Origin of the sequence: Streptomyces sp. GD-15H (assembly GCF_045291515.1) — a bacterium.
Taxonomy (GTDB): Bacteria; Actinomycetota; Actinomycetes; order Streptomycetales; family Streptomycetaceae; genus Streptomyces.
This window is the reverse complement of the sequence record NZ_CP149447.1, coordinates 7,306,144-7,329,448: the sequence shown is the minus strand read 5'-3', so window position 1 is coordinate 7,329,448 and position 23,305 is coordinate 7,306,144. Positions and strand designations below refer to the sequence as shown.

Genomic DNA, 23,305 nt, shown 5'->3' with positions numbered 1-23,305 from the left:
GTGCTGAAGGCGACGCTCAGGAGTTTCCTCGCGCACAAGGGACGGCTGCTGCTGTCCGCGCTGGCCGTCGTCCTGTCCGTGGCGTTCGTCGCGGGCAGCCTGATCTTCTCCGACACCGTCGCCCGCACCTTCGACCGGCTCTTCGCCTCCACCTCCGCCGACGTGACCGTGTCGCCCCCGGAGGACCTGAAAGCGGCCGTGCCCACCGGCCAGATCCGGACCGTGCCGGCCTCGCTCGCCGAGCGGCTGGCCGGGATCGAGGGGGTCGGGTCCGCCCATCCGAACGTCAGGGCCGGGAACATCACGGTCGTCGACAGCGACAACGAGCCGGTGGGGCCGACGAGCGGCGCACCGATGCGCGCGGTGGACTGGTACGCCGACGAACGCAGTGGCGTGGAGCTGGCCTCCGGCCGCACCCCGCGCGGTGCCGGGGAGGCCGTGCTGGACGCGGACACCGCCGACACCGAGGACGTGGCGATCGGTGACACCCTGTCGGTGCAGGCGCAGCCGGGCACCTTCCGCGTAGAGATCGTCGGGATCGCCACCTTCACCACCCCCAACCCGGGCGCGGCCCTCGTCTTCCTCGATCCCGAGGTCGCCGCCGTCAAGCTGCTGGGCTCGGCGGACCGGGCCACGAGCATCGCCGTCGAGGCGGGGCCGGGCGTGACCGCCGAGGAGGTCGACCACCGTGTCACCGAGGCGCTCGGCGCCGGCACCTACCGGGTGGAGACGGCCGACGAACAGGCCGCGACGGCCACCGACGAGCTGGGCGAATTCCTCGCCGTGATCAAGTACGTGATGCTCGGCTTCGCCGGGATCGCCGTGCTCGTCGGCACCTTCCTGATCGTCAACACCTTCTCGATGCTGATCGCGCAGCGCACCCGCGAACTCGGGCTGCTGCGGGCGCTCGGCGCCGACCGGCGGCAGGTGCGCCGCTCGGTGCTCACCGAGGCGGTGCTGCTCGGCCTGGTCGGCTCGACGCTGGGCCTCGTGGCCGGTGTCGGGCTCGCCTACGGACTGATCCGGCTGATGAGCGTCTTCGGCATGAACCTGAACACCACGGAGATGGTCATCGGATGGGTCACGCCCGCCACGGCGTATGTGGTCGGGCTCGGGGTCACCTTCGTGGCGGCGTACCTTCCGGCCCGCCGCGCGGCAGAGGTGTCCCCGATGGCCGCCCTCGCCGACGCCGAGATCGCCGGGGTGGGCCGGCCATTGCGGACCCGCGCGGTGGTGGGTTCCGTCGTCGGGGCGCTCGGCGCGGCCGCCCTGGTGGGCTGCGCCGTCTCGACCGGGACGAGGTCGGCGGCGTCCCTGCTGGGGCTGGGCATCGTGCTGACCCTGATCGCGACCATCGTCGCCGGCCGTTGCTGGTGCGGCCGGTGATCCGGGTGCTGGGCGGGGCCTTCCCCGCCCTGTTCGGACCGGTCGGGAGGATGAGCCAGCGCAACGCCCTGCGCAATCCCCGCCGTACAGGTGCCACCGCCTCCGCGCTGATGGTGGGACTCGCCCTGGTCGGCGGCATGTCGGTGGCCAGCGCCTCCATGTCCCGCTCCTTCGACGAGCGGATCGACAAGACTCTGGGCGCCGATTTCGTCATCCAGAACGCCAACTTCCTGCCGTTCGCCCAGGAGGTGACCGACCAGGTGCGGGACACCGAGGGCGTGGGCGTCGTCGTACGGCAGCGGTTCGCGCCGGTGGGGGTGAGGCTGCCGGACGGGGAGCGGATCGAGACGACCGCCGCCGGGTACGACCACCGGGTCGACGACGTCGCCCGGCTCACCTACGCGAGCGGCGGCACGGCAGCGGCACTGGCCGACGGTGGCATCGCCATGGACGCCGACTTCGCCGCGGACCACGGCGTCCGGACGGGCGACGTCATCCCGGTCGAGTTCCCGGGCGGACAGCGCACCGCGCTGACCGTGGGCGCCCTCACCGACATGGAAAGCGGCGAGGGCTTCGGCGTGCAGGGCGGACTGTTCCTCGGTATCGCGGCGGTCGAGAAGTACGTGCCCGACGGGCAGGACTCCGCGCTGTACGTGAACGCCGCCGACGGCACGAGTGCGGATGAGCTCCGTGACCGGCTGGAGACGGCGCTCGACCCGTATCCGCAGGTCCAGGTACGTGACCAGGTCGACTACAAGGACCTCGTGCACGACCAGATCGCGGTCCTGCTGTACCTCGTCTACGCGCTGCTGGGGCTGGCGGTCATCATCGCGGTGCTCGGCGTGGTCAACACCCTGGCGCTGTCGGTGGTGGAGCGCACCCGGGAGATCGGGCTGCTGCGGGCCATCGGACTGGCCCGGCGGCAGCTGCGGCGCATGATCCGGCTCGAGTCGGTGGTGATCGCGGTGTTCGGCGCGGTGCTGGGCCTCGTGCTGGGGCTGGTGTGGGGCGTCTGCATACAGCAGGTACTGGCGCTGGAGGGCATGACCGCGCTCACGATCCCCTGGGGCACGATCGTGGTGGTGGTCATCGGTGCGGCGGTGGCCGGCATCGCCGCGGCGCTGCTGCCGGCCCTCCGCGCGTCGCGGATGAACGTCCTGGAGGCGATCGCTCATGAGTGACACGCGCGTGGGCTTTCGTGGCGGACGTCCGGCTCGTGGAATTCCGTGTCGCGGGCGGTGCCGCGTGCTGCGACCGGCGTATGACCGAGCTGCGCATACGGGCCGCGACGCCCGAGGACCTGGACGCCGTACTGGCCTTCTGGAAGGTCGTCGCCGAAAGCACGAGCACCAGCGACGACCGGGCCGGCGTGGAGCGGCTGGTCGCGCGCGACCCCGAGGCGCTGCTCCTCGCCGAGAAGGGGGCGAAGCCGGTCGGCACCGTGATCGCGGGCTTCGACGGGTGAAAGTGGCAGCAGGCAGTTCAGCAGGGTGAGCACGAGTCTGTGCGGGCCGCGACGGTGTCCCGCCGAATGGCGTAGCGGCGATCTCCCAATGTCCCTGGTCATGGGGCGGCCATCTCGTAACTCTCCGAGCAGAGATGCTCGTTGAAGCGCGAGGTGACGCAGTGACCTTGCCCCAGCATGGCTCAATCGAGGTCTCCTCCTCGGTGTGGCAGTTCCCCGAGGACGCCACGTAGAAGAGGTTCCGCGCCCTGACGAAGGTTTCCCGCACCTTCCCCCGCAGTTCGTGGCGCCGGGAGAAGTTCGCCGGCATCTCGGGGATCCGGAAGCGAGTGTGCCCCTTGCTGACGACAGCGAGGCCCCTGTCGAGCTCCTGACCCTCGACTCCGTGCTGCGTCGCGAAGGGTGTGCCGCCGCCCAAGGGGTCATCCAAGGCAAGCAGTTGGGCGTAGAGCACAGCCCAGGGCCTCGCGACGGCGAGCGGCTGGAGCAGAAGGCCCCCGCGCCGACGCCACCCACGTCGGCGTGGACGGCTGATCCGTCACGGTGCTCAGTTCAACGGGCGCGCGCCGGTCCGCTACGCACCACAGCCGCACCGATCCTTCGCTCGCCGAAGCTGGAGATGAGCGTGTCGTGCCTGCGTATCCTGCAGGCCGCGCTCGTGTACATCAACACGCTGATGCTGCAGGACGCCCTGGCCGACCCCCAGTGGGCCGAGCTGCTCGAGCCCGCCGACCGGCGCGGGCTGACCCCGCTGTTCTGGCAGCACGTCCAGCCCTACGGCGAGGTGCGGCCGGACGTGGCCAAGCGTCTGCCACCGGGCGGCGGCGAGGGCGCCGCCGAGCGGCGCGAACCGGAGTAGCCAGATCCTGCGGCTCTTCCGATGAGGACGGGCCGGTGCGACCTGCGCCGTCCGGCCGACTGTGGACGTTTGGTAGCAGCACCGCGGCGAGGGCCATGGCGTCGCCGACCGGGCGTGTAAATAAACTTTGACACGGCGTCCGGTGCGCTTTACATTGACTGATGTCAGCTTTGTTTTACATGGGGAGCGGGCATGGCCTTCGAGGAAAAACGCGCCTGGGTGACGATCCTGGTCTCCCTCGGCGCGTACACGCTCTACGTGGCGGCCGTCCTGGGCCGGGTCGGCGACGGCCCGCTCGCCGACGTCGCCTACGCGGGAACTCTGCTGTGGACCATCGGTGGCGCCATCGTCGCCGCGATCGTGGCCCACATCGCGATGGCTGTCGCGGGCGGCCCCGGCGCCGACCGCACTGACGAGCGCGACCGTGAGATCTACCAGGTCAGTGAGCGCATCGGGCAGTCGATGGTCGTCATCGGCGCGCTCGCCGCACTGGTCATGGCCATCGCCGAGCTGCGCCACTTCTGGATCGCCAACACCGTCTACCTGGCGTTCGTGCTGTCCGCGGTGCTCAGCTCGTCTGCCAAGATCATGGCGTACCGCAAGGGCGGCTTCCAGACGTGGTGAAGCCGACGCGGGTCACCAACGCGATCCGGGCCCTGCGGTTCGCGCACGACGAGATGACCCAGGCCGAGCTGGCCGACCGGGTCGGCGTCACCCGCCAGACCATCATCGCGATCGAACAAGGTCGTTACTCCCCCTCGCTGGAGACGGCGTTCCGCATCGCCCGGGTGTTCCGGGTCGGACTCGACGAGGTCTTCCAGTACCCCGACACCGAAGGAGACCCCTCATGAGGGCGATCGTCCAGGACGAGTACGGCCCGCCGCACGTGCTGAGCCTCGGCGAGGTCCCGATCCCGACGCCCGGCGCCGGCGATGTGCTGATCCGGGTGCACGCGGCCGGCGTCGACTACGGCGTGTGGCACGTCATGACCGGGCTGCCGCTCATCGGCCGCCTCGGCTTCGGCCTGCGCCGGCCCCGCAACCGCGTGCCGGGCATGGACGTGGCCGGCGTCGTGGAGTCCGTCGGCGCCAACGTGACCGCGTTTCGCCCCGGCGACGAGGTGTACGGCGCGGCGACCGGCGCGTACGCGCAGTTCGCGCTCGCCCGCCCGGGCAAGCTCGCCCGCAAGCCCGCCAACCTGAGCTTCACCGAAGCGGCGGCCACACCCACGTCAGGGGTGACCGCGTTGCGGGCCGTCGGCCAGGTCACCGCCGGCGAGAAGGTGCTGGTCATCGGCGCCGGCGGCGGAGTGGGCAGCTTCGCGACGCAACTCGCGGTCACCGGCGGCGCCCACGTCACCGCCGTGTGCAGCACAGCCAAGGCCGACCTCGTCCGGTCGCTGGGCGCCCGGGCCGTCATCGACTACACGCGCGAGCCGCTCACCGGGACGTACGATCTGATCATCGACATCGCGGGCCGCCGGCCGCTGGCCCTGCTGCGCGGGCTGCTCACCGAGCGCGGCCGGCTCGTCATCGTCGGCGGCGAGGGCGGCGGTCGGTGGTTCGGTGGGCTCGGCCGGCTGCTGGCCGCCCGGCTGATCACCCCGTTCACGCGTCGGCGCCTGGACGCGCGGATCGCGCTGACCCGCACCGCCGACCTGGAGGCGCTGCGCGACCTCATCGAGGCCGGGGCCGTGCGACCGGCCGTCGGGCGCACGTACTCCCTGGCGGAGGCCTCAACCGCGGTGGGTGACCTGGCGACGGGCAACGCGCCCGGAAAGCTCGTCATCACGGTTGATTCCGGGACGCCGGGATCAATACCCCGCGGCGAGCCTTGACAGAGGTGCATCCGATGACGGTCGACAGCCCCGAGGTGACGGCCGGCAGTTGGTCGCGAGGGCGCCGGGAACGCACCGCGCCCTTCGGCCCCGGCGTCCCAGCTCAGACACCAGCCGTGAAGTAGTGGGGTGATCACGCGCTCGCCGCCGTGGCAGTCTGCTCGTCGTGTTCGCGCAGCATCCGCATGACGGTGGCGGGCGAGGGGCGCTGGCCCTTCTTCGCACCTGTGGTGATGGCGAGTTTCTTGGCGATGTCGCGCAGGCTCATCTCCTGGTCGCGCAGGTGGAGGGCCATGGACAGCATGGACTCGTCGGTGACGCCCGCGCCGCCGATGGTCTTGCCGCGCTTGCGGGCGGACTCGTGGCCTTCAAGGGTGCGGTCGCGGATGTATTCGCGCTCCATGCCGGACATCGCGGCGAGCATGGCGAGTTCGATGCCGCGGCCGAGCCGCTTGTAGATCCGGCGGCGATGTTTGTGAGCAGCCGGGCTTCGACGGCTGGCGCTGCCATCCGTACCGGCTCGCGGTGCACCCGGACCACCGCAGGCAGGGCATCGGGTCCACGCTGCTGGCCGCCGCCGAGGAGCGGCTCGGCGGGCGCCGTGCGGACGCGATGGTGCTGCAGCGCGGCCAGACCGCCCACCGCGCGTGGGACGCCGCCGGGTACGCGCCGGAGGAACGCTGGCGGCGCTGGGTCAAACCTCTTCGGGAGGCCGGCCGGAGACAGGGCCCGGGCATGACGGCGGACGTCGGGTGACCTCGCGGGACACCTTTGCTGACCCTTTACGCTAGGAGGGTCACTCGGTCATCCATGAAAGGTTGTGTGCGTCCGCCCATGGGCGAGCCTCCCAGTAGTACGCGACATCGCGGTCCCCGACAGAGCCGTACGCGACGTCGCGCGGTAGTCCACTTCCCGCCCGGCCATGGGACGGGGGTGGCCCGATGACAGAAGTGCTCCTTCTCCTGGTGGCGATCCTGCTCTCCCTCGCCTGTGGCGCTTTCGTCGCGGCCGAGTTCTCCCTCACCACGGTCGAGCGGGCGGAGCTGGACCGGGCAGTCGAGCGCGGCGAGCGGGGCGCCGCCGGCGCGCTCAAGGCCGTACGGAACCTGACCTTTCAACTCTCCGGGGCGCAGCTCGGCATCACGGTCACCAACCTGGTGGTCGGCATGCTCTCCGAGCCGTCGATCGCCGCACTGATCTCCGGCCCGCTGAGGGACATCGGTGTCTCCGCCTCGGTGGCGAGCTCCCTGGCGCTGGTGATCGGCACGGCTCTGTCGACCGTCTTCCTGATGGTGGTCGGCGAACTGGTGCCCAAGAACTGGGCGATCTCGTCGCCGCTGGCCGTCGCCAAGAACGTGGGCAACGCGCAGCGCTGGTTCAGTGCCGCCTTCCGCCCCTTCATCACGCACCTCAACAACACGGCCAACCGCATCGTGCGCCGCTTCGGTGTGGAACCCGCCGAGGAACTGGCGTCCGCGCGCGGCCCTCAGGAGCTGGCGGCTCTCGCCCGGCACTCCGCCAAGCTGGGTGCTCTGGAGGCCGACACCGCGGAGCTGTTCGTCCGCACCCTGAACCTCGCCGATCTCAGCGCGGAGAACGTGATGACCCCGCGCGTGCAGGTCGTCGCGCTGGAGGTCCAGGCGACCTGCGAGGACGTGGCGAACGCGACCCGAGCGACCGGGCTGTCCCGGTTCCCGGTGTACCGCGGCACCCTCGACTCGGTGGTCGGGACCGCGCACATCAAGGACGTGCTGACGGTGCCGGCCGAGCGCCGGGCACGGGTTCCCGTGTCGGAGATGATGCGCGAGCCGCTGCTGGTCCCGGAGTCGCTCACCGTCGACCGGCTGCTGGACCGGCTCTCCGGCGGGCGCACCATGGCCGTGGTGATCGACGAGTACGGCGGTACGGCGGGCGTGGCCACGCTGGAGGACATCGTCGAGGAGGTCGTCGGCGAGGTCCGCGACGAGCACGATCCGCACGAGACTCCCGACCTGGCCCGGACCGGTTCGGACGAGGAGGGTCACGCCCTGTTCTCGGCCGACGGCTCCGCGCGCATGGACCAGCTCACGCGGGTCGGTCTGCGCGCGCCGGACGGGCCGTACGAAACCCTGGCCGGGCTGGTGGCCACCGAGCTCGGCCGGATCCCCGCCGTCGGCGACACTCTCGAGGTCGTCGGCTGGCGGATGGAGGTCCTGGACGCGAGCGGCCGCCGCGCGGCGCGCGTCCTGCTGCACGCGCCACTCGCCGGCCCGCGCCCGACAGACGGGCGGGCGGACGGCGAGGAGACTGCCGGCGGGCCGGACGGCAGGTCGAGACTCCGGTCGACCGGTGAGCCGGACAGCAGGACGAACAGTAGGACGAACGGCAAGGCGCGCGAGAAGGGGGCACGGCGATGACGGTCGTACAGTTGCTGATCGGTCTGGCGACGCTGGTCGTCAACGCCTTCTTCGTAGGTGCCGAGTTCGCGCTGATCTCGGTGCGCCGCAGCCAGATCGAGCCGTACGCCGAACAGGGTGAGCGGCGCGCCAAGAGCGTGCTGTGGGGCCTCGAGCACGTGTCCGCGCTGATGGCGGCGGCGCAGCTCGGCATCACGCTGTGCACCCTGGTCCTCGGTGTGGTCGCCGAGCCCGCCATCGCCCATCTGCTGGAGCCGGTGTTCCACGCGGTGGGCGTGCCGGAGGGCGCGGGCCACGCGGTGTCCTTCGTGATCGCTCTGGCGCTCGCGACCTATCTGCACATGCTGCTCGGCGAGATGGTGCCGAAGAACATCGCGCTCGCGGAGCCCGTGCGCAGCGCGCTGCTGCTGGGTCCGCCGCTGGTGGCACTGTCCCGGGGGCTGCGCCCGGTGATCTTCACGATCAACGCCTTCGCCAACACACTGCTGAGGCTGCTGCGGGTCGAGGTGCGCGACGAGGTCGTGGCGTCCTTCTCCGACGCGGAGCTGGCGCAGATGGTGAAGGACTCCGGCGAGGCGGGCCTGATCGACGACCGCGCGCAGGAGCGCCTGAACGACGCGCTGGAGCTGGGCCGCCGACCGGTGCGGGACGTGGTGCTGCCGTTGGAGAGCGTGGTCTACGCGCGCATGGGCGTCACTCCGGAAGGGCTGGAGGAGCTGTCGGCGAAGTCCGGGTACTCCCGTTTCCCGGTGGTGGACGAGGGGCGGCGGATCGTCGGCTATCTGCACGTGAAGGACGCCCTGGACGCCTCACCGCGCGACATGCCGTTCCTGCTGCGGGACATGCGCTCCATCGCTCGGGTGCGGGAGAACACGACGATGGGCGCCGTCCTCACCGCCATGCGGGGAAGCCGTACGCATCTGGCGGCCGTCCTCGGGGCGGACGGGCGGCTGGCGGGGCTGGTGACGATGGAGGACGTACTGCAAGAGCTGTTCGGGCAGCGGGCCTGAGCGGGAGCGGCCGGGCGGACCACGCGGAACGGGAGGAAACGCCGACCGACCGGCGGGTATGTGCACGGGATATCATCTCTGTCGCCATGCAGACGAACCCCACTCACACCAGCCTGGTCGCGGTCGGCGACTCCTTCACCGAGGGCATGTCGGACCTGCTGCCCGACGGCACGTACCGGGGCTGGGCCGATGTCCTCGCCGCGCGGATGGCGGCCGTCACCCCCGGGTTCCGGTACGCCAACCTCGCGGTGCGCGGCAAGCTGATCCGGCAGATCGTCGAGGAACAGGTGGATACGGCGGCGGCCATGCGGGCCGACGTGGTCACCCTGGTCGGCGGGCTGAACGACACCCTGCGGCCCAAGTGCGACATGGGCCTGGTACGGGATCTGCTGACCGAGGCGGTGGAGCGGCTGGCCCCGCACTGCGGGCAGCTTGTCCTGATGCGCAGCCCGGCCCGCCAGGGACCCGTGCAGGAGCGTTTCCGGCCGCGCATGGAGGCGCTGTTCGCCTGCGTCGACGAGCTGGCCGAACGGCACGGCGCCCTGGTCGTCGACCTGTACGGGGCGCCCTCGCTCGGCGACCCACGGCTGTGGGACGTGGACCGGCTGCACCTGACCGCCGACGGGCACCGCCGGGTCGCCGAGGCGGTGTGGCAGTCGCTGGGCTACCCGCCCGAGGACCCCGAGTGGCGACTGCCCCCGGCGGCCACGCTGCCACCGGGCTGGTCGGCGCGCCGGGTCGCGGACGCCAGGTTCGCACGGCAGCACCTGCTCCCGTGGATCGGCCGCCGCCTCACCGGCCGCTCCTCGGGCGACGGCTTGCCGCCGAAGCGCCCCGAGCTACTGCCGTACGCCGCCGGTGACACCGAGGGCGCCGCAGGGCTGAGGGGCACCGGGGGCACTCGCCGATCCCCGCTGTCCTCCTCGTAGCTTCCTCTGAATCACCCGTGGCGCTGGCCTGCACGATTCGCCAGTAGACTCCGTACACGTGACTGCTGCGCCCGCCAAGCCCCGTATCCCGAACGTCCTCGCCGGACGTTACGCCTCCGCCGAGCTCGCCACGCTCTGGTCGCCCGAGCAGAAGGTGAGGTTGGAGCGGCAGCTCTGGCTCGCCGTGCTGCGGGCCCAGAAGGACCTCGGCATCGAGGTGCCGGACGCGGCGATCGCCGACTACGAGCGTGTCCTCGACCAGGTCGACCTGGCCTCCGTCGCCGAGCGCGAGAAGGTCACCCGGCATGACGTGAAGGCGCGGATCGAGGAGTTCAACGACCTCGCCGGGCACGAGCACGTGCACAAGGGGATGACCTCCCGCGACCTGACCGAGAACGTCGAGCAGCTGCAGATCCGGCTCTCGCTGGAGCTGATGCGCGACCGTACGGTGGCGGTGCTGGCCCGGCTCGGCAGGCTGGCCGGCGAGTACGGCGAGCTGGTCATGGCCGGCCGTTCGCACAACGTGGCGGCGCAGGCCACCACCCTCGGCAAGCGGTTCGCCACCGCCGCCGACGAGCTCCTCGTCGCGTACGGCCGGCTGGAGGAGCTGCTGGGCCGCTACCCGCTGCGGGGCATCAAGGGCCCTGTCGGTACGGCGCAGGACATGCTGGACCTGCTGGGCGGCGACGCGGCGAAGCTCGAGGAGCTGGAGCGGCGGACCGCCGGTCACCTGGGTTTCGCGGAGGCGTTCACCTCGGTCGGCCAGGTCTACCCGCGGTCGCTGGACTACGAGGTGGTGACCGCGCTGGTGCAGCTGGCGGCGGCGCCTTCGTCGCTGGCGAAGACGATCCGGCTGATGGCCGGGCACGAGCTGGTCACCGAGGGGTTCAAGCCGGGCCAGGTCGGTTCGTCCGCCATGCCGCACAAGATGAACACCCGCTCCTGCGAGCGCGTCAACGGCCTGATGGTGATCCTGCGCGGGTACGCCTCGATGACCGGGGAGCTGGCGGGCGACCAGTGGAACGAGGGCGACGTGTCCTGCTCGGTGGTGCGCCGGGTGGCGCTCCCCGACGCGTTCTTCGCGCTCGACGGTCTGCTGGAGACGTTCCTGACGGTGCTCGACGAGTTCGGCGCGTTCCCGGCGGTCGTCGCCCGGGAGCTGGACCGCTACCTGCCGTTCCTGGCCACCACCAAGGTGCTGATGGGCGCGGTGCGCGCGGGTGTCGGCCGTGAGCTGGCGCACGAGGCGATCAAGGAGCACGCCGTCGCGACGGCCCTCGCGATGCGTGAGCAGGGCGCCGAGCGCAACGACCTGCTCGACAAGCTCGCGGCCGATGAGCGTCTCCCCCTCGACCGGGCCGAACTCGACGCGCTGATGGCGGACAAGCTGTCCTTCACGGGCGCCGCGAGCGCCCAGGTCGCCGCCCTCGTCGGCCGTGTCGACGACCTCGTCAAGCAGCACCCGGAGGCCGCCGGCTACACCCCCGGGGCGATCCTCTGACCCGCTTGGTCCAAGGCTGAAGGGCCGGGATGCGCGAGCCGTGTCCTTCACCACCCGACGGGGTGGTGAAGGACACGGCTCGCGCGCGACCCAGGGGTCAGATCATGTCCCGGCCGTTGCGGCGGGCGTCGGCCCACTCGCGGAAGAACCCACGGCTGATCACGAACAGGATGACGGCCACGATGACGGGCCACATCAGGACGTAGACGCTCAGGGCGAAGGTCACTGTGCCTCCTTATGTCTTACTTGGTGTGTACGACGGGCTCGGGCTCGCGTCCGCCCGGTGTTCCGGGCCCGCCTCCGGGGCCGGCGCCGGGCTCGGGACGCCGGGCGCTTCCCCGTTGCCGTCGGCAATCGCCGCGGCGGCGCCCCCGTCGTCGAAGTCGCCGGTGCGTTCCGCGATGACGGAGAAGTCGAAGCTCTCCCCCTGGCGCGCGGACATGGCCCAGCAGATGACGGTGCTCACCGAGTAGGCGACGAGCGAACCGCACAGCGTCGCGTACTCGTGCAGGGATCCGATCGCGAACGGCGCGGAGACCACCACGGCCAGCACACCGGTGATCTTCCCTGCCTTGATGCCCAGGAAGCCGAACACCATCAGGCCGAGGACGACACCGATACCGAGGACGGCCAGCACGTCCACGACGAAACCGAAGACCCCGTCCACGGGGATCCAGCTGAAGCGCACGGGCAGGAACACCGCGAGCGCCGCGAGCACCGAGGTGGTGAACGCCTTGCTGGTGACCTTCTCCCAGTAGAAGCTGGCCAGCACCGGGAAGACGAGTGCGCCCCACAGCGCGCCGACGAAGACGAGCAGGTCGAGGATGCTCAGCTGCAGACTGGCGAACGTCACGGCCAGCGCGGTGGCCACCACCATGGTGAGCCGGCCGACCAGCAGCATCGTCTTCGGGTTGGCCTTCCTCGTGCCCGCCACGCCCCGGCCGTAGATGTCGGCCATCGTGATCGACGCGAGGGCGGCGAGGTCGGCGTCGGCGGTGGAGGACAGCGCACCGACGATCATGATGAAGAAGACGGCCAGCAGCGCGGACGGCAGATAGGTGGCGGCCATCTCGGGGATGAGGTTGTTCATGTCGCCGCCGGTCGGTTCGAAGCCCAGGTAAAGGGCGAGCACACCGAGCATGCCGACGCCGATCACCATGCCGCCGTAGCCGATGGTCGCGGTGATGAAGGTGGGCTTGATCAGGCTCTCCTTCACCGCGAACAGGCGCTGGGCGATGGTCTGGTTGCCGATCGCGTAGGCCAGCACCGCGGCGATGTAGGGGGCGCCCTGCCCCATGAAGGCGTCGCTGGAGAAGAAGCTTCCCTGCTGCGGGGTCAGGTTCGCCGCGCCGGTCTCGAACGCCGCCGGGAAGCCGGCCGCGAAGAAGATGAACGGGACGATCACGGCGACGGCGCCGAGCATCGCCACGACCTGCACGAAGTCGGTCATTACGGAGGCGCGGAACCCGGACCACAGGGTGTAGAGCAGGACACCCGTCGCGACGCAGAGGACGCCCTGGATGAAATTGAACGGCGACAGGAGCGAGATCAGCACACCGCCGGCGATGAAGTTCGACATCAGGCTGATGAGACTGCCGACGACGTTGGAGCCCGCGAGCATCAGCTGGCTGGAGCGCCCGTGGCGGGCGTACATGACTTCCGCCAGGGTGTGCGCCCTGGGGGCGACGGAGCGAATGCGTTTGCCGAAGGGGTAGATGAAAAGAATCATCAGGGCGCCCCAGAGCCCGTAGTGGATGGGGCCCGAGATGCCGTAGGTGTAACCCGACGTGGCGGAGGCGTACATCGAGGCCGCCCAGATCCACGTCGCCGTCATGCTGGCGGCCGAGATGCCGAATCCGATGTTGTTACCAGCAGTCATGTACCCGTCGGCGTTCTCCTCCTTCTTGCCGATCCGGGTCGAGATCAGAAAAGTCCCACCGTAGAAGAGAACCAGTAGACCAACGACAATTACGGCGCTGAACTGGGCCGTTTCCATGCCGTCCAACAGACGTACCTCCTTCGTCTCGCGGAGCCCGGCGCCGACGACGGCACCCGAAGGCTCGCTCGGGGCATGCCAAACGCATCCGCGCGCCATGGGCGCAGAGCGTGCTCCATCCCCGCCACCCGACGCGTCATTGCGCGAGTCGGGGGAGCTCACAAAACTGCGGGCCCTTTGGGCCCGCAAACCAGCCGCAGGGCGACAGCTTCTACTGGCGGCGGCGATCTTCGGTCATACCCGAGATCCGCGGTTGGCCGCCCTCAAGCCCTGCCAGGCAGATAGCAGATGTTTACACTTCAATACTTGTTCTGTCCACCTTCACAGTGATCACATCACCCTCTTTGCAGATCTTTCTTTACAAGTCGCAACTGCGATGGGCTGCATGATTTACCCCTTTACGTCTGATGTGCGCCTTGGATTATGCGGCCGGTCGTACGTCAGGCGGTGGCGTCTCCGTGATCCCCGCCGGCAGTCGGGCCCCGTCGCTCCCGTCCCGGTCGGCGACGGCCATACGATCCGGCGGCCGGTGCCCCGGACCTCCCACAGCGAGGCGACACTCGCGCTCGTGCCGAGCCGGGCCCACGGCTCGGGTATCTCCTCCTGGCCGGTGCGCAGCAGGACGGTCTGCAGGTTCCCAGGGGTCGGTGTCCCCCAGCGCGCGGCCAGGATCTCGTGGACCGCGCCCCGTTCCTTCTCGAACCGATCCACCGTCACTCCCACAGCACGGGATCGCTGCTCCGCGGGCCGGTACTGACGGCCAGTACGGCGACATGGTGACCCGGGCCCGCGAAGCCGCCGCCCGACGGGCCGTGCTCCGCCGGGAAGGGACGGAAGAACGGCTCGTCGATGACGGCGATGTGCTGTGCGACACTCATGGATCCAGGGGACGTGCCACCACTGGAACTTGGCGGTGTGTCAACCTCCTGCCCGTCAGGCGTCCCGGCGCCGCAGACTCCACACCCCCGCCAGCAGGGCGGCCGCGGTCCACAGCGCGGTCACCCGAGCCCGGACCAAGGCCCGAGCGATCCGTCGTGCGTGTGCTGGAGGATCACCTGCCCGGCCCGGTCGGGCATGAACTCGATGGCAGTGCCGGCCGCGTCCCCGATCACGAACGACACGATCAGGATGAACGGGATCAGCAGGGACAGCGTCATCACCCCACTGCGCAGCAGGGTCGCGAGTCCGGCCGCGAACAGGGCCATCAGCATCAGGTAGATACCGCAGCCTACGACCGCGCGCGCCTGCTCGCCCGCGGTGAGCCCGTCCGCCGCGGAACCCATCCCCGCTCTCGCGGCGAAGAGGGAGGCCAGAGCGGTCAGCAGGCCGACGGCGAGCACCGACAGGGCGATGGCGGTCGCCTTGGCCGCGAACCAGTGTCCGCGCTGCGGGACCGCCGACAGCGACAGCCGCAGCGCACCGTTGCGGAACTCGGTCGACACCGCCATGGCACCGAAGGAGATCGCCGCGATCTGCCCCAGGTAGACCCCGGACTGGGTCGTGAACAGCTGGTCGAACTCCGGTTCCGACGTGCTCGACGCACCGCCGAGCGCGGAGAACGCCGTGGTCGTCACGAACAGCGCCGCCAGCGCGCCCAGCAGCGAGCGGAGTGTGCGGATCTTCAGCCACTCGGCGTGGAGTACGGGTGCGAACTGCATGGTCAGGCCTCCTGGTGCGGTGCGGTGAACTCGGTCTCGGCTGCCGTCAGATCCAGGTATGCCTGTTCCAGCGTGCCTTCGTCCGCCGTGAGTTCGAGGATCGGTACGCCCGCGGCGGAGGCGAGGCGTCCGATGTCGTCCACGCGCGCGTGCGGCACGGTCCAGTGCCCGTCCTGCTGCTCGACGCCGAGGTGACCGGCCCCCTGGACACCGTGCCGGGCCCGATCTCGCGCGAGGGATACCGCATCCTCCAGGAGTCCCTGACCAACGCGCTGCGGCACGCGGGGCCGGTTCCGGTGCGGGCGAGGGTGTGCGTCGCCGACGGCACACTGCTGTTGGAGATCCGCAATCCGCTGGCCGAGGCGGTACCGGGCCCCGGCCGCGGCAGCGGGCTGCGCGGCGTACGCGAGCGCGCCGCGCTGCTGGGCGGCCGGGCTCGGACCAGCCCGGCCGACGGCGACTGGCGGGTCCGGGTCGAACTGCCGCTGGGTTGAACGGGGGCGTACTGATCTAGGCTGACCGGATGCCGGTCAGCGTTCTGCTCGTCGACGACGAACCCCTTGTACGCGCGGGCCTGCGGGCCGTGCTGGAAACGCAGCCAGACATCGAGGTCGTCGGGGAGGCAGCCGACGGGGCGGCGGTGATTCCGCTGGTACGGCAGCTGCGTCCGGATGTCGTCGCGATGGACGTACGCATGCCGCTCATGGACGGCATCGAGGCCACCCGCGCCGTGCTGCGGACGGTCGAGGATCCGCCGAAGATCATCGTGGTGACGACGTTCGAGCAGGACGAGTACGTGTACGAGGCGCTGCGCGCGGGTGCCGACGGGTTTCTGCTGAAGCGGGCGCGCCCCGCCGAGATCGTGCACGCGGTGCGGCTGGTCGCCGAGGGCGAGTCGCTGCTGTTCCCCGCGTCGGTCCGGCAGTTGGCCGCGGAGTACGGCGAGAGCGGCGGCAACCGTGCGGCGCGGGCCGTGCTGGACCGGGCGGGACTGACCGGTCGGGAGGCGGAGGTGCTGCGGCTGATGGCGCGGGGCCTGTCGAACGCGGAGATCTCCGGTCGGCTGGTGGTGGGGGTGGAGACGGTGAAGTCACATGTGAGCGCCGTGCTGGCGAAGTTGGGGGCGCGTGACCGTACGCAGGCGGTGATCGTGGCGTACGAGTCGGGTTTCGTGGGGCTCGGGTGAGCCGGGTGCGCGTAGATCGGTCCGCGGGAGTCGGACCGGGGTGACGCGGGTCGGGCCGGGGAGGGGCGGGTTCCGGTCATGGGCCGGGGCGGTCGCGCCCGGTGGTCGCCGGGGGCGGCCGTGCCGAGTACGATCCGCCCCACGCGCGCACGAGCGGGGAGGACGGACGGTGGGTCGGCTGACCGGCGGGGATCCCTCGCTGTTGCGGAGGATCAACTCCGCGGTGGTGCTGCACGCATTGCGGGCCACGGCCTGTGCGACGCTGACCGAGGTCACCGGGGTGACGGGGTTGTCACGGCCCACCGTCGAGGGCGTCGTGGAGGGTCTGATCGAGGCGGGTCTCGTCGTGGAGACGGCGGCCGAGGAGGGGGCGGCGCGGCGGCAGGGGCGGCCGGCCCGGAGGTTCCGGTTCCGGGCCGAGGCCGGGCATCTCCTGGGCCTGGAGATCGGGCCGCACCGGGTGGCCGCGCTGCTGGCCGATCTGGACGGCCGGGTGCTCGGCGCCCAGGCCAAGAATGTCGGTGAACGAGCCGACGCCGACGGGCGGTTGGAGCGGCTGCGCGCCGCCGTCGCCGAGTTGCTGCGCCGGACCGGGGTGCCGCGCGACTCACTGCGGGCCGTGGGCGTGGGCACGCCCGGGATCGTCGAGGCGGACGGCACGGTACGGCTGGGCACGGCGCTGCCCGGGTGGACGGGGCTGGGGCTGGGCGAGCGGCTGAGCCGGTCCTTCACATGCCCGGTGCTGGTCGAGAACGACGCCAACGCGGCGGTCGTGGCCGAACACTGGAAGGGCGTCGCCACCGGCACCGACGACGTGGTGTTCGTGTTGGCCGGGCTGAGTCCCGGCGCCGGTTCACTGATCGGTGGGCGGCTGCACCGGGGGTACGGCGGGGCGGCCGGCGAGATCGGGGCGCTGCACCTGCTGGGCCGCGAGGCGACCCCCGAGAAGCTGCTGTCCACCACGGACGAGCCACTGCACCCGCTCGACGAGCAGGCGGTGGCCGAGGTCTTCGCCCAGGCCCGCGAGGGCGACAAGCGGGCCCTCGCGGCCATGGACCGCTTCATCCAGCGGCTGGTCCACGACGTGGCGGCGCTGGTGCTGGCCCTCGATCCGGAACTCGTCGTGATCGGCGGCTGGGCGGCCGGGCTGGACGGGGTCCTGGAGCCGCTGCGGCGTGAACTGGCCCGCTACTGCCTGCGTCCGCCGAAGGTCGCCCTGTCCCGCCTGGGGGAGGCGGCGGTGGCGACGGGCGCGGTGCGGCTTGCCCTGGACCATGTGGAAGAGCAACTCTTCGCTGTGGAAGGCAGGGTGACGACCCACCGGTAGGCGGCGGCCGGGTGGACCCGCCATCGGTCTCGCCCCACCGCCCCGCCCCGCGCCCGGAGCGTTCAGGAAGCGCGGCGTTCAGGAAGCGCGGCGTTCAGGAAGCGCGGCGTTCAGGAAGCGCGGCGTTCGGGGCCGTGGTGGATCTCCACGCCTCCGGAGTCGCCGAAGGTCAGCCGGCAGGTGTCCGCGCGGTAGGTGGCCACGGAGAGCGCGGAGACCCGGCCCCGGGTGATGAAGCGGGTGGTGACGACGAGGACGGGCGCGCCCGGCAGGCGGTCCAGTTCCCTGGCGTCGTCCGCGCGGGCGGAGCCGAGCTCCACCGCGTTCTCGTGCCGCTCCAGTTCCAGGTGGTGCAGTTCCCGCAGTACCGCACGCGCGCGTGCCGCCCCGGCCGGGGCGTCGATGGCGGAGAGGTCGGGCACCGAGGCCGCCGGGATGTACAGCAGTTCGGCGGCGACGGGCTGGCCCTGGGACGCCCGGGACCGCCGAACGGTGTGCACGGGCTCGTCCCGGCCGGTCACCAGGGTCTCGGCGATGGCCGCGGGCGGCACCTCGAGCGTGCAGTCCAGAGCCTGCCAGGCGTCGTCGGGCCCGCCCGGCCAGGCGTGCTGCGCCGTGCCGACGGACACACCCATGCGCGGCGGGGCGACGGTGGTGCCCACGCCGCGGCGGCGCTGCAGCCTGCCTTCCAGTTCCAGTTGCTCCAGTGCCTGGCGCAGCGTGGCACGGGCCACGCCGAAGCGGGCGGCGAGGTCGCGCTCGTTGGGCAGGATCTCGCCCACGGAGAACTCCGAGTCCAGCGCCTCACTGAGCACGGTCCTGAGATGCCAGTACTTCGGTTCCGGCACCGTGTCCAACTGCGTGGTCCCCACCCTGTCCTCCGCGATCGTCGGGTCCGGTGGCGTTTTCGCGCCCTTGTTTATTAAAGGTTGTTTCACTTGTCTGCGACCATATGGCGCCCCCCACCCTTGGTCAATACCAATCGGACATGACCACGGGGCCCGCGCCGGAGGGCGCGGACCCCGTTGCCGGGTGGCCGACCCCCTACCGGGCCGCCACCAGCGAACGCAGTTTGTCGGGGTTGCGGATGAGGTAGACCACCTGGACGCGCCCGTCGGCGACATCCAGCTGGAAGACGGAGTCGGGCGTGTCGCCGGCGAGGAGCAGTGCCGCGGGGCCCCCGTTGAGTTCCAGGAAGCGGGCGGAGAAGTCGTCCCGGAGGCTCTTGCGGGCGGCGCCGAGCACGAAGCGGCCCACCTTGTCGGCGGTCTCCAGGACGCGCAGCGGGGCGGGGGCCTTGCCGCCGCTGTCGCCGACGAGACGCACGTCGGGGGCGAGCAGCTTCATGAGCCCTTCCAGATCACCGCCGGCCGCCGCCGCCAGGAACCGCTCGGTCAGTTCGCGACGTTGGGCGGGGTCGACGTCGTAGCGCGGGCGCCGGTCCTCGACGTGCTTGCGGGCCCGCGTGGCGAGCTGACGCACCGCCGGTTCGCCGCGGTCGAGCATGGCGGCGATGTCGGCGTAGGGGTAGCCGAACGCCTCGCGCAGGACGAACACCGCGCGCTCCAGTGGGGACAGGGACTCCATGACGACCAGGACGGCGAGCGAGACCGAATCGGCGCGCACCACCTGCTCGGCGGTGTCCGGGGCGGTGTCGCCGAAGCCGGTGACATACGGCTCGGGCAGCCACGGGCCGACGTACGTCTCGCCCCGCGCCTTGATCTGACGCAGCCGGTCGACGGCGAGGCGGGTGGTGACACGCACCAGGTAGGCGCGCGGCTCGCGGACCTCGGACCGGTCGCCGCCCGCCCAGCGCAGCCAGGCCTCCTGAACCACGTCCTCGGCGTCGGCCACCCGGCCGAGCATGCGGTAGGCGACCCCCTGGAGGACGGGACGGTGCTCTTCGAAGGCATCGGTCACGGTGTCGGCGCTCACCTCTCCATCCCAGCCGACCCGCACGGCCGTGTCCAGGAGGATTCGACGCGTCACGGAGCAGGAGCCCGGAGCCGGGCGCCCGGGGACTACCCGCCGGTAGTAATTGCTGACAAGGTGTCTACGGCGTCAGGCGGCGTCCCACCGCGAGTTCCAGACGAGGAGCACCTTCATGTCCGCGACCGTCTCGTTCGAGGTCACCTCTCCGCACGGCCCGCAGACCGTGACCCTGTCCTACGCGCGCGTGGGCCGCGGCGAACCGCTGCTCCTGCTGCACGGCGTCGGTCACCACCGTCAGGCCTGGGACCCGGTCGTGGACATCCTCGCCACCGAGCGCGAGGTGATCGCCGTGGACCTGCCCGGCTTCGGTGCCTCCCCGGCGCTGCCGGACGGCCTCACCCACGACCTGCCCACCATGAACGCCGCCCTCGGCGCCCTGTGCGAGGAGCTGGGGCTCGACCGGCCGCATGTCGCGGGCAACTCGCTCGGCGGGCTTCTGGCACTGGAGCTCGGCCGCCAGAACCTCGTACGGTCCGTCACCGCGTTGTCCCCCGCCGGGTTCTGGACCCAGGCCGAGCGGCGCTACGCCTTCGGTGTACTGATCGGGATGCGACGCGTCGCGGAGCGGATGCCGCTGCCGCTGGTCGAGCGGCTCGCCCGCTCGACTGCCGGGCGAGCGGCGCTGACCAGCACCATCTACGCCCGGCCGGGACGCCGTTCGCCCGAGGCGGTGGTCGCCGAGACGCTCGCGCTGGCCGGTGCCACCGGCTTCGCCGAGACGCTCCGGGCGGGCACCGCGGTGCGGTTCGCCGGCGACGTGCCCGGTGTCCCGGTCACCGTCGCCTGGGGTGCCCGCGACCGGCTGCTCATTCCCCGTCAAGGGGTCCGCGCCAAGCGGATGATCCCCCGGGCGCGACTGGTCCGGCTGCCCGGCTGCGGTCACGTCCCCATGAACGACGACCCGGCACTGGTCGCCCGCGTCCTCCTCGACGGCAGCCGCTGAACGGCGCGGCGCGGCGCTGTCCGATCCGGCGCGGTCCGGCGCCGGGCGGACTGGGCGGTGGGGTGGGGCAATACGTCGGGACGCGGTGCTGACGGTGCGTCGGTCCGCTTCGTGCCGCGGTGAGTTGTTCACTGAGTCGTTCACTCGGGGTTTACGTGCGAGCCGCGCCGCACCAGCACAGTGGTCGCATGAGTCGAGGCATGTCCGAGGTGACGCACACCCGGCACGGCCGTCCCGCGCAGGGACAGCCGGAGGGAGAACCGGCCACACGCTTCACGGCGGCGTTCCACAGTTGGTGGGCACGCCGCCACGGTCACGCACCGCCCGCATCCGGTACCGAGGGGGCCGCGGAAAACCGGCCGCCGGAGAGCGCCCTGTGGCGGATGCGGACGACGGTACGGGACGAACCGGGCGCGCTGGCCGCGCTGTGCACGGCGCTGGCCGAGCACCGGGTCGACATCCTGAGCCTGCAGACGCATCCGCTGGGCGAGGCCACGGTCGACGAGTTCCTGCTGCGCGCCCCGGCCGACCTGACCGGCACCGGCCTCACGGTGGCGGTGACGGGCGCCGGGGGCGCGGACACCTGGACCGAGCGGACCGACGCCCGCGATCTGGTGGCCGCCCCGCCCCGGATGCTGGAGCTCGCCGCACGTACGGCACTGGACGGCGCGGAACTTCCGGTGGCGTTACGGCAGTTGCTGGGGCGGTCCACGATCCGTTCGCTGCCCGCCACACCGGGCGGCGGGCGGCCGGCGCCGGAGGGCGTCCCGGCGGAGGGGGCCCTGGAGGACACCGTGATGCGGTTGCGCGCCCCGGAGGGCGGCGTACTCGCCGTGGAGCGGCCGCATCCGCCCTTCACGCCCACCGAGTTCGCCCGGGCACGGGCCCTGGTGGAGCTGGACGCCCGGCTCGGCCCCCGGGTCCCGCGCGGCCAGGACGTCCTCACCCTGTCCGAGGGCAGCGACATCGCCGTGAGCCGGGCGGACACCGGCGATCTGGAGGCGGCGCGGGCGATGCACGAGCGGTGCTCGCCCGAGACCCTGCGCCGGCGGTACCACGGCCCGGTGGGTGACGCGGACCGCTACCTGAACCACCTGCTCGGCCCCCGCTTCGGCCGTACGCTCGCCGCGCGGACCGCCTCCGGCCGCATCGTCGGCCTCGGTCATCTGCTGTGGGACGGCGACGAGACCGAGGTGGCACTGCTCGTCGAGGACGCCTGGCAGCGCCGGGGCATCGGCACCGAGCTCCTGACCCGGTTGGTGTCGATGGCCACCGAGGCGGGGTGCGCCCACGTCTACGCCGTGACGCAAGCGTCCAACACCGGGATGGCCGCCGCGATGCGCGGGCTGGGCCTGCCCCTCGACCACCAGATCGAGGAGAGCACCCTCGTCGTCACCGCACGCCTGGACCCGGCACGGGCCCGCCACGCGCAGGAGGAGTGGGAGCACGGCTCGCGGACCGGCCGCCGGTCGTAGACCACCGCCCCACCGGACCCGGAACACGAGACGAAACGGCCCGGCGGTGTCCGCCGGACCGTTCGGCATACGCGCGGGGCACAGCCCGCACCTCAGCCCCGGGCCGGCACCTCCGGCCGACCGACCGTCCCCCTCGTGCGGCCGTCGCCCGGTGCCCCGGTCCGCTCTCCCAGCGCCCCGTTCAGGTCCGCCCACAGGTCGTCGACGTCCTCCAGGCCGACCGAGAGCCGCAGCAGCCGGTCACTCACTCCCGCGTCCCTGCGGTCACCGGCATCGACGATGCGGTGGCTGATGGACGCCGGGTGCTGGATGAGGGAGTCCACGCTGCCGAGGCTCACCGCCGGGGTGATGAGCCGTACCCCTCCGATCACCGCGTGCGGGTCTCCGTGCACCTCGAAGGAGACCATCGCCCCGCCGATGCGCGGGTAGTGCACACGGGCCACGCGCGGATCCGCGGCGAGCCGGCGGGCGAGTTCGGCGGCGTTGGCCGACGCGGCCCGGACCCGAACCGGAAGCGTCGACAGGCCCCGCAGCAGCAGGTAGCCCGCCAGCGGATGCAGCACGCCGCCGGTGGCGAACCGTATCTGCCGCAGCCGCCCCGCGAACTCCTCGTCGCAGGCCACCACGCCGGCCAGGACGTCGCCGTGCCCACCGAGGTACTTGGTGGCGCTGTGCAGCACCAGCCGCGCCCCCTGCCCGGCCGGACGCTGGAGGACCGGGGTGGCGAAGGTGTTGTCGACGAGCAGCGGCACGGAGCCGCAGGCATGGGCGACGGCCCGCAGATCGACCTCGGCGAGGGTCGGGTTGGCCGGCGACTCCACCAGGACCAGACCGGTGTCCGGGCGCAGCGCGTCGGCGACCCCGGCCGGGTCGGTCCATGTCACCTCGGAGCCGAGCAGCCCGGCGGTCAGCAGGTGGTCGCTGCACCCGTACAGGGGACGTACGGCGACGACGTGGCGCAGGCCCATGGAGCCGCGTACCAGCAGGACGGCGCTGAGCGCGGCCATGCCGCTGGCGAACGCGACCGCGGCCTCGGTGCCCTCCAGGCGAGCCAGGGCGGTCTCGAAACGGGCGACGGTCGGGTTGCCGAGCCGCCCGTAGACGGGCGGGCCGTCCGGTTCCGCGCCGGTGGCGGCGAAGGAGTCGATACGGGCGGCCTCGCCGCGGCTGTCGTACGAGGGGTAGGTGGTGGACAGGTCGATCGGCGGGGCGTGCAGTCCCTGCCGGGCGAGGTCGTCCCGGCCGGCGTGCACGGCCTCGGTGGCGAGTGCTCTCGTGGTGCTGCGCGTGTCCGTGCGCACGTCCTTGTCCAAGTCCATGGAGCGAAGGGTGAACACCGACCGGG

Annotated in this window: 19 protein-coding genes and 6 pseudogenes; 16 read left to right on the top strand and 9 right to left on the bottom strand. The window is 71.7% G+C overall.

The genetic code is table 11. The features are described from left to right. The 6 genes and pseudogenes from WJ438_RS34585 to WJ438_RS34560 all read left to right on the top strand — a co-directional run bounded on the left by WJ438_RS34585 (position 1) and on the right by WJ438_RS34560 (position 5,547). Positions 1-2,567: pseudogene (locus tag WJ438_RS34585) on the top strand (ABC transporter permease). 80 nt (positions 2,568-2,647) lie between these two features. Continuing rightward, positions 2,648-2,848, top strand: a pseudogene (locus WJ438_RS34580) (GNAT family N-acetyltransferase); the annotation flags it as partial. A gap of 628 nt (positions 2,849-3,476) precedes the next feature. Next, positions 3,477-3,710, top strand: a complete 234-nt coding sequence (locus WJ438_RS34575) for a Tn3 family transposase (protein WP_406728692.1) — start codon at positions 3,477-3,479, stop codon at positions 3,708-3,710. A gap of 192 nt (positions 3,711-3,902) precedes the next feature. Then, positions 3,903-4,334 (top strand): hypothetical protein, encoded by a 432-nt coding sequence (locus WJ438_RS34570; RefSeq protein WP_406728691.1) that lies wholly within the window; start codon positions 3,903-3,905, stop codon positions 4,332-4,334. Between the two features lie 23 nt (positions 4,335-4,357). Further along, positions 4,358-4,561 (top strand): helix-turn-helix transcriptional regulator, encoded by a 204-nt coding sequence (locus WJ438_RS34565; RefSeq protein WP_406729900.1) that lies wholly within the window; start codon positions 4,358-4,360, stop codon positions 4,559-4,561. Then, positions 4,558-5,547 carry an NAD(P)-dependent alcohol dehydrogenase gene (locus tag WJ438_RS34560; RefSeq protein ID WP_406728690.1) on the top strand — a complete coding sequence of 330 codons (990 nt, stop codon included), beginning with the start codon at positions 4,558-4,560 and terminating at the stop codon, positions 5,545-5,547. The genes WJ438_RS34565 and WJ438_RS34560 overlap by 4 nt, the downstream gene beginning before the upstream one ends. Before the next feature lie 133 nt (positions 5,548-5,680). On the opposite strand, the gene WJ438_RS34555 is transcribed toward WJ438_RS34560, so the two are convergent. Next, positions 5,681-5,971, bottom strand: coding sequence for a hypothetical protein (locus WJ438_RS34555; RefSeq protein WP_406728689.1), 291 nt, complete (start codon positions 5,969-5,971; stop codon positions 5,681-5,683). Positions 5,972-6,033: 62 nt separating this feature from the next. On the opposite strand from WJ438_RS34555, the pseudogene WJ438_RS34550 reads away from it, so the two are divergent. The 5 genes and pseudogenes from WJ438_RS34550 to purB form a co-directional block, all read left to right on the top strand. Further along, positions 6,034-6,303: pseudogene (locus tag WJ438_RS34550) on the top strand (GNAT family N-acetyltransferase); the annotation flags it as partial. Between the two features lie 185 nt (positions 6,304-6,488). Then, positions 6,489-7,943, top strand: a complete 1,455-nt coding sequence (locus WJ438_RS34545) for a hemolysin family protein (RefSeq protein ID WP_406728688.1) — start codon at positions 6,489-6,491, stop codon at positions 7,941-7,943. Next, positions 7,940-8,953 (top strand): hemolysin family protein, encoded by a 1,014-nt coding sequence (locus tag WJ438_RS34540; protein ID WP_406728687.1) that lies wholly within the window; start codon positions 7,940-7,942, stop codon positions 8,951-8,953. Before WJ438_RS34545 ends, WJ438_RS34540 begins: the two co-directional genes overlap by 4 nt. 86 nt (positions 8,954-9,039) lie before the next feature. Then, positions 9,040-9,882, top strand: a complete 843-nt coding sequence (locus tag WJ438_RS34535) for an SGNH/GDSL hydrolase family protein (protein ID WP_406728686.1) — start codon at positions 9,040-9,042, stop codon at positions 9,880-9,882. Between the two features lie 58 nt (positions 9,883-9,940). Further along, positions 9,941-11,383: an adenylosuccinate lyase gene (purB, locus tag WJ438_RS34530; protein WP_406728685.1), complete on the top strand. Its 1,443-nt coding sequence runs from the start codon at positions 9,941-9,943 to the stop codon at positions 11,381-11,383. A 97-nt stretch (positions 11,384-11,480) separates the two neighbouring features. Here the strand turns inward: purB and WJ438_RS34525 are convergent, their stop codons facing one another. The 5 genes and pseudogenes from WJ438_RS34525 to WJ438_RS34505 form a co-directional block, all read right to left on the bottom strand. Continuing rightward, positions 11,481-11,609, bottom strand: a complete 129-nt coding sequence (locus tag WJ438_RS34525; protein WP_406728684.1) for a putative transporter small subunit — start codon at positions 11,607-11,609, stop codon at positions 11,481-11,483. 9 nt (positions 11,610-11,618) lie between these two features. Beyond that, positions 11,619-13,379 carry a sodium:solute symporter family transporter gene (locus tag WJ438_RS34520; protein WP_406729899.1) on the bottom strand — a complete coding sequence of 587 codons (1,761 nt, stop codon included), beginning with the start codon at positions 13,377-13,379 and terminating at the stop codon, positions 11,619-11,621. 713 nt (positions 13,380-14,092) lie between these two features. Then, positions 14,093-14,257, bottom strand: a complete 165-nt coding sequence (locus tag WJ438_RS34515) for a hypothetical protein (protein WP_406728683.1) — start codon at positions 14,255-14,257, stop codon at positions 14,093-14,095. Positions 14,258-14,312: 55 nt separating this feature from the next. After that, positions 14,313-15,037 (bottom strand): annotated as a pseudogene (locus tag WJ438_RS34510) (ABC transporter permease). 2 nt (positions 15,038-15,039) lie between these two features. Then, positions 15,040-15,333: pseudogene (locus tag WJ438_RS34505) on the bottom strand (hypothetical protein); the annotation flags it as partial. On the opposite strand from WJ438_RS34505, the pseudogene WJ438_RS34500 reads away from it, so the two are divergent. The 3 genes and pseudogenes from WJ438_RS34500 to WJ438_RS34490 all read left to right on the top strand — a co-directional run. Then, a pseudogene (locus tag WJ438_RS34500) lies at positions 15,217-15,531 on the top strand (sensor histidine kinase); the annotation flags it as partial. The pseudogenes WJ438_RS34505 and WJ438_RS34500 sit on opposite strands and share 117 nt — an antisense overlap. A gap of 29 nt (positions 15,532-15,560) precedes the next feature. Then, positions 15,561-16,223, top strand: a complete 663-nt coding sequence (locus WJ438_RS34495) for a response regulator (protein WP_406728682.1) — start codon at positions 15,561-15,563, stop codon at positions 16,221-16,223. Between the two features lie 169 nt (positions 16,224-16,392). Beyond that, complete coding sequence (locus WJ438_RS34490) at positions 16,393-17,550, top strand: ROK family protein (protein WP_406728681.1); 1,158 nt, start codon at positions 16,393-16,395, stop codon at positions 17,548-17,550. 110 nt (positions 17,551-17,660) lie between these two features. Here WJ438_RS34490 and WJ438_RS34485 read toward each other — a convergent pair whose 3' ends face one another. Both WJ438_RS34485 and sigJ read right to left on the bottom strand, forming a co-directional pair. Further along, complete coding sequence (locus WJ438_RS34485; RefSeq protein WP_406728680.1) at positions 17,661-18,422, bottom strand: GntR family transcriptional regulator; 762 nt, start codon at positions 18,420-18,422, stop codon at positions 17,661-17,663. 172 nt (positions 18,423-18,594) lie between these two features. Continuing rightward, positions 18,595-19,485 carry an RNA polymerase sigma factor SigJ gene (gene sigJ, locus WJ438_RS34480; protein WP_406729898.1) on the bottom strand — a complete coding sequence of 297 codons (891 nt, stop codon included), beginning with the start codon at positions 19,483-19,485 and terminating at the stop codon, positions 18,595-18,597. Positions 19,486-19,654: 169 nt separating this feature from the next. On the opposite strand from sigJ, the gene WJ438_RS34475 reads away from it, so the two are divergent. Both WJ438_RS34475 and WJ438_RS34470 read left to right on the top strand, forming a co-directional pair. Next, the gene (locus tag WJ438_RS34475) at positions 19,655-20,485 is read left to right on the top strand and encodes an alpha/beta fold hydrolase (RefSeq protein ID WP_406728679.1); all 831 of its coding nucleotides are present in this window, start codon (positions 19,655-19,657) and stop codon (positions 20,483-20,485) included. A 188-nt stretch (positions 20,486-20,673) separates the two neighbouring features. Continuing rightward, on the top strand, positions 20,674-21,960 hold the full coding sequence (locus WJ438_RS34470; protein WP_406728678.1) for an N-acetyltransferase family protein: 1,287 nt from the start codon (positions 20,674-20,676) through the stop codon (positions 21,958-21,960). 92 nt (positions 21,961-22,052) lie between these two features. Here WJ438_RS34470 and WJ438_RS34465 read toward each other — a convergent pair whose 3' ends face one another. Continuing rightward, complete coding sequence (locus WJ438_RS34465; protein WP_406728677.1) at positions 22,053-23,279, bottom strand: trans-sulfuration enzyme family protein; 1,227 nt, start codon at positions 23,277-23,279, stop codon at positions 22,053-22,055. Positions 23,280-23,305 lie beyond the last annotated feature (26 nt).